The sequence below is a fragment of the Priestia sp. SB1 genome, assembly GCF_038898415.1.
This window is the reverse complement of sequence record NZ_JBBJSS010000012.1, coordinates 1-4,935: the sequence shown is the minus strand read 5'-3', so window position 1 is coordinate 4,935 and position 4,935 is coordinate 1. Positions and strand designations below refer to the sequence as shown.

Below are 4,935 nucleotides of genomic sequence, written 5' to 3'. Positions count from 1 at the left end.
TCTTGTTCTTTTTGTGCTTGCTCTTGTGCTGCTACTTGAGCTTGCTCTTGTTCTTTTTGTGCTTGCTCTTGTGCTGCTACTTGAGCTTGCTCTTGTTCTTTTTGTGCTTGCTCTTGTGCTGCCTGTGCTTGTGCTGCTGCTTGAGCTTGCTCTTGTTCTTTTTGTGCTTGCTCTTGTGCTGCTGCTTGAGCTTGCTCTTGTTCTTTTTGTGCTTGCTCTTGTGCTGCTGCTTGAGCTTGCTCTTGTTCTTTTTGTGCTTGTTCTTGGGCTGCTTGTTCTTGCTGAGCTTGTGCCGTTTGAGACTGCTGCACTTGTGGAGCTGCCTTTGCTACTGGCGCACTAGCTGTTTGAGATTGAGCTGCTTGTGCCGCTTTAATTTTAAATTGTTCTCCAGGGAAAACTAAGTCTGATGTTAAACCGTTCCATTCTTTAATTTCTTCTACTGTTACGCCATAATGTTGACCGATTGACCACAAAGTGTCACCACGTTTTACAGTATGTACGATTTCTTTTATGCTAGATAAGTTTAGTGTCTGATTTGGATAAATTAGTGTTGATGTTAAGTTATTAGCATCTTTTAGCTCGTCTACGCTCACATTATGATTTTGAGCGATTTTCCATAAAGTGTCACCTTTTTGTACTTCATACGTTCCGCTTGTAGAGGCAGATGCTGCACCTACAAATCCTGCTGAAAGAATTGCCGTTGTCCCTAGAGTAAATACAAATTTCTTCATTTTCCGAATACCTCCTTATTTACTCAATGACTGAATGATACCACCTGTTCATTTCACTTCCATTACAGGAATATTTTACTTTTATTACGGATTTAATTAATTTTAAACATTTTCTTGTAATATTTCTGACAATTCATTTTTGAATAATGATTAAATTTCATCAAAATCATGTCAAAATTTGAAGAAAACTCTATAAAAAGTTGGAGTTGTATTCGGTGATAAAAGTAACTTATCAGCAAAAAAAACCTTCTAAAAGCTAACTGCTTTTAGAAGGTTTTTTTACTTATATGAAACAGTTAAAGTTGGAGCATATGCAGGATTGTCGCCCCCATAAATTTCAACTACGTCACTTAAAAAGTCCGCTGAACCTGAGCTTGACAAGCGAAACTGAGTTTTGCCGTTCCTATTCATATATCCCAAAAGTGAGGAAGGAAGTTGAATAGTTGTATATCCATTATCGAGTGAAGGCACTGACATTTGGAAGGCCGCTGAAATAGATGGTGAGGCCTGGTAATCTATTTGTTCTAAAGCACTGCTAGTTCCAAATACACCGCTTTTAATATCGCCTTTCAAAGATGAAATATTACCAGTTGAAGATTTGCGATAAATTTTCAAAGATACATCCGTAATACTTGCATCATCAGGTAAAGAGCTTGTATCAAAAGATAAAATGGTTCGGTATGTGTCGGTATTGTACATTCCCTTATCCCCAATTTTATGAATAGAACTACTCATACCGTCAGCTGATAAATTTCCGATAAATCCATCTTTAGCAGCAAGCGAAGAAAATACTGAGGATTTCTCTGAAGTTCCAGAAATTTGATAAACTTCCGTCTTTACTCCCTCTTGATTACCCGCAGCGTCTACACTAAAAAATTTTATTGTTTTGCTAGAGTTGATGCTAATAGGCTCAGAATACTTTAGAGAATTAACAGTTGGTGTACTTCCATCTAATGTATAGTAAGTGGTGGCAGGTTCATTGGGTGATAATGTGACAGAAACAGAACTTCCATACGTTCCTCCCGCTGGTGAAGCAGCTGTAACCGGGGGGGATATATCTCCTGGATTAGGAGCGTCACCATTCTTCGGATGATTTTTAAAAAAGTTCCAACTTAATTTAGTTGCATTTGGCCCTTTATGATCTGTATAAGAACCGGATGTACTTCCCCCTGACCAAGCATGTCCCATTCCTTCTATCATGTACTTTTCCATTACTGTTTTTCCTGCTGTATCTTTGTAAATATATTGCGTATAGCTTCTTCCACCAGATACTGTACCTGGTAAAGTTTGATCTGCCGTATCATCAATATTGTTATTATCCAGTCCATCAGACGCTCTATCATTTGTTTGAGCCCATTGCGATAGTATTTGATGCGCATTTATAGGCGCAACAGTGTAGTCAGCTGTCCCATGAAACAAAATAACCGGAACCACTCGCTTATGCTCTCCCATGGCTAAATAGGCTAAATCTCCTTGTTGGATAGGATTAGGACCTCCACTGCTCATTGCTGTATAAGCACCTGTTACACTAGTGGCTGCTTTATATTCTAAGCCCGCCCCAACGCTGATAGCCGCAAATATGTCTGGATAAGTAGCTCCCATAATAACACTCATAGCTGCACCAGCAGATAGCCCTCCAACAAAGACTTGGTCGGCATCTATTGAATAACTGCTTTTTATTTGATTAACCATTCCAGCAATTAACGCTGGTTCACCGCTTCCCCTTGATTGATGAGCAGTATCAAACCAGTTCCAACACTTATTTGAATTAGCAGAAGAGGGCTGTTCTGGATAGAGGACAAAGAACTTCTCTGTTTCTGCCAGTGCATTCATTTGTGTTCCTGCTGCAAATTGATCAGGGTCTTGAGTACAGCCATGTAGCATAACTACTAGAGGTAAAACAGCACCTCCCTGATAACTGCTAGGTACGTACAGTTTGTATGTTCTTCCGTTATATGTTTTAGAGGTAAAACTTCCTGCGGCTGAAGAAGATACAGCACCTAAAGATAAAAAAAGCATAAAAATCATCCCTGCTATAAATAATCGTTTCATCTTCCTGCTTCCTCCTTATATTGATATGGTTATACTTAGCAGCAAACGTACATATCGGTATGGTATGGAAATGAATAAGAGTTACTAGTAAGATGATAGCAAGGTTTTATGTAATAAAATTTATATTGACTGCACGATTTGCCTACAGTTATGAGGACAAATAAAATCATTCATCTCCAAATAAAGAAAACGCTTACATAAAATTGTAAACGATTGTGTCGATAAATACTATAAAAAAGACATACCTTTTAAAAATAGGCCGGTATGTCTTCTATGGATTGCTTACTTAAGTATTCATATTGTGACTCGCTGCAATTTACCATAGCAATGGATTGAGGATAACGCTGTAAATGAGAAGGGAGCTCCTTAAACCCAAACTGATGATAATATTCAGGAAGAATATCGCTATAAAGCATAAAAATAGCGCTGCGCTTCTCTATCTTCATCTTTTTAAAAAAGTCTTCAAGCATATCTCGGCCATACCCCATTCGTTGATAAAGCTGATGAACAACAACGGACCCAATACCATGCAAAGCAAACTTTAATCGAGGAGTTTGTAAAAGAAGCAAAATAAATGAACCAATAATTTGATTCTCTTCATTTACGTATACATACCGAATTCCATATGTTTCTTCTTTTTGATTATCTCTAACATACTCTTTGTACGTCCTGCCTTTAGGCCATGCCGCATATCCCATTTGATAGACTTCTGCCAATTCTTCAGACTTTATTTTTCTTAATAACATGAACATCCCCTCTTTATTTATAATCCCATACGTCAGCAGACATTTTTTATAGAGTTAAAAATAGTTCCTGTATGTATATATTATACTTCATCCTACGGAAGCTTTCTTGCTCGGAGTACTATTAACAGCTAATATGCAGGCTGCTTTCTCAAAAAACTAGAAAGATTCCTGATAGTTGTTCTTCACCCATATCAGTCATATATGTAAAGATACTCTTTATCATTCCATAAAAACATAGAGATGTAAATATATTTCCAGCTTCACTTAGCATTCATTATGTATCACCTATCAAAAAAGAGATTGGGCCATAACGAAATGAATGCAATCTAAAGACGAACAACCCGGATAAATAACCTGGGATGCTTGTTCCGCCGCTGTTGCTTTACGTGCAAGGCTTCGCTTTCCGCGAGCGGGCGATGGAGCCTTGCCCTCCAACCAACAGCTAGAAGCACCTCCTACTGAAACCTACGTTCACCATGACCATTAAAAAACACGAACTATCTATTTTTGATAGATAGTTCGTGTTCAACGCTAACTAAACTGCTTTTGTCCCAGCATCTTTATAGTAAAAGTAATCATCATTTTTAAGCTTTTTCGTTCTCTACATACTCCACTAGATGAAAGAAAAAGCGATATGTAAGAACAAGAGCTTCACCTATTGACATTTTTTCATCAAACTCTTTTATAGCATCTAACTCAATATTCACATCCCATAATCCATCTTTATCATTAAATAAAAGCTGGACGCTTGTTGGGCTTTCATTAAGCTCTTTAGCAAAAAATTGTTTTAGTACAGAACCGAATTTTTTTTGCATATGTAACCCCGTTAATACTTTATATGTGCCAAACACATCATCCACTTCAAAAGAACATCCATCAAGCTTAATAAATTCAAACCATTTTGATTCTACATATAGAAATTCACTTCTGTGTTCTTTCAAGTAAGAAAGAGGAGTATCTAAAAACGAAAGAGGAGATTCTTCTGCGATCAGCTCGTCCGTTTCTTTGTCTACTCTTTCGATATAAGAATCTTTAAAACGTGAAGATGCCTCTTTTTCTTCTATCATCAGGTTTTGCGGCACCAACTCTTTTTGCAACGCATATTCCTTTTCTTCTTGATATAGAGATAAAGATTGACCTTGAACGTTCATTTCTTTTTCAATATAAGTTTGAATATTACTTTGTAACATAAAAAACCTCCTGATTAATCTGCATCACTATCTTATATCATAACCTAAACAAGTGTTTATAAATATAGCCAAACAAAAAATCCTTAGGCTATGCCTAAGGATAGTAATAATATATTCAAGTATGTATAAAAGATAATTTGGTTGCGGGGACAGGATTTGAACCTGCGACCTTCGGGTTATGAGCCCGACGAGCTACCGAACTGCTCCACCCCG

The 4,935-nt window shown here is 37.4% G+C and carries 5 protein-coding genes; all 5 read right to left on the bottom strand.

Annotation, left to right across the window (positions count from 1 at the left end):
- The coding region (locus WKH56_RS31255; protein ID WP_342837351.1) for a LysM peptidoglycan-binding domain-containing protein at positions 1 to 734 on the bottom strand (734 nt) is incomplete at its 3' end.
- A 279-nt stretch (positions 735 to 1,013) separates the two neighbouring features.
- Positions 1,014 to 2,786 carry an extracellular catalytic domain type 1 short-chain-length polyhydroxyalkanoate depolymerase gene (locus WKH56_RS31250; RefSeq protein WP_168761430.1) on the bottom strand — a complete coding sequence of 591 codons (1,773 nt, stop codon included), beginning with the start codon at positions 2,784 to 2,786 and terminating at the stop codon, positions 1,014 to 1,016.
- A gap of 248 nt (positions 2,787 to 3,034) precedes the next feature.
- Complete coding sequence (locus WKH56_RS31245) at positions 3,035 to 3,532, bottom strand: GNAT family N-acetyltransferase (protein ID WP_013055206.1); 498 nt, start codon at positions 3,530 to 3,532, stop codon at positions 3,035 to 3,037.
- Between the two features lie 288 nt (positions 3,533 to 3,820).
- Positions 3,821 to 3,967, bottom strand: coding sequence for a hypothetical protein (locus WKH56_RS31240; protein ID WP_176551723.1), 147 nt, complete (start codon positions 3,965 to 3,967; stop codon positions 3,821 to 3,823).
- Positions 3,968 to 4,116: 149 nt separating this feature from the next.
- The gene (locus WKH56_RS31235; RefSeq protein WP_028412728.1) at positions 4,117 to 4,722 is read right to left on the bottom strand and encodes a hypothetical protein; all 606 of its coding nucleotides are present in this window, start codon (positions 4,720 to 4,722) and stop codon (positions 4,117 to 4,119) included.
- Positions 4,723 to 4,935: the final 213 nt, after the last annotated feature.

Bases quoted from the DNA above. Each gene is read 5' to 3' on its own strand.
- WKH56_RS31250 (WP_168761430.1), bottom strand. From the start codon at position 2,786: ATGAAACGATTATTTATAGCAGGGATGATTTTTATGCTTTTTTTATCT.
- WKH56_RS31245 (WP_013055206.1), bottom strand. From the start codon at position 3,532: ATGTTATTAAGAAAAATAAAGTCTGAAGAATTGGCAGAAGTCTATCAA.
- WKH56_RS31235 (WP_028412728.1), bottom strand. From the start codon at position 4,722: ATGTTACAAAGTAATATTCAAACTTATATTGAAAAAGAAATGAACGTT.